This window comes from Nonomuraea sp. NPDC005692, from assembly GCF_040631115.1.
GTDB lineage: Bacteria > Actinomycetota > Actinomycetes > Streptosporangiales > Streptosporangiaceae > Nonomuraea.
In genome coordinates this window covers 1-1,060 of record NZ_JBEXYU010000092.1, presented here as the reverse complement: position 1 = coordinate 1,060, position 1,060 = coordinate 1, and the positions used below count along the sequence as shown (strand labels likewise).

At 67.5% G+C, this 1,060-nt stretch carries 1 protein-coding gene; it reads left to right on the top strand.

What is annotated here, in order from left to right; genetic code table 11:
- Positions 1-122: 122 nt before the first annotated feature.
- The coding region (locus ABZ459_RS52750; protein ID WP_357989110.1) for an IS256 family transposase at positions 123-1,060 on the top strand (938 nt) is incomplete at its 3' end.

The following is a 1,060-nucleotide window of genomic DNA, read 5'->3' as shown; positions in this document are numbered from 1 at the left end:
GGTTGCGTCCACGGGAGTGGTGTACGAGTTTGACCTGGTCACAAGCGTGGCGGCCGTGAAATGAAGACGGCCATCGCGTGATCCTTCGAGTAGCAAGATCAAGATCGAAGGAGAACCAGGCGATGGCCGTAGACAACAGTGTGACGCCCGGGCAGTGGCTGGCGCGGCAGATCGAGACCGACGACCCGGATCTGTTGCGATCCATGGTGAAGACCATGGCCGAAGCGTTGATGTCGGCTGAGGCCGACAGCCTGTGCGGGGCCGGTTATGGCGAGCGCAGCAGCGAACGGACCAACTCTCGCAACGGCTACCGCAGCCGCGAGTGGGACACCCGCACCGGAACGATCGAGCTGGCGATCCCGAAACTCCGGTCGGGCTCCTACTATCCGGACTGGCTCCTGGAGCGGCGCCGCCGGGCCGAGCAGGCGCTGATCAGCGTGGTCGCCACCAGCTACCTGCTCGGCGTCTCCACACGCAGAGTCGACAAGCTCATCGAGCAGCTCGGCATCAAGCACATCTCCAAAAGCCAGGTCTCGCAGATGGCCAAAACGCTGGATGAGCAAGTCGAGGCGTTCCGGACGCGGGCGCTGGACGCCGGCCCGTACACATTCGTGTGGCTGGACGCGCTGACACAGAAGGTGCGCGAGGGCGGCCGCACGATCAACGTGCACTGCCTGGTCGCCACCAGCGTCAACGCCAACGGCCAGCGCGAGGTCCTCGGACTGGAGGTCACCAGCGCCGAAGACGGCGCCGGCTGGCTGGCCTTCCTGCGCAGCCTGGTCGCCCGCGGCCTGTCCGGCGTCCAGCTGGTCGTCTCCGACGCCCACCGCGGGCTGGTCGAGGCCATCGGCGCCAGCCTGCCGGGCACGGCCTGGCAGCGCTGCCGCACCCACTACCTGCGCAACCTGCTCACCACCGTGCCCAAGTCGGCGCAGCCATGGGTGGCCACGCTGGTGCGCACCATCTTCGACCAGCCCACCGCCGATGCCGTCCGCGCCCAGCACGCCTGGGTCATCGACGCCCTGGAAGCCAAGTACCCGGCCGCGTGCGAGCATCTGGA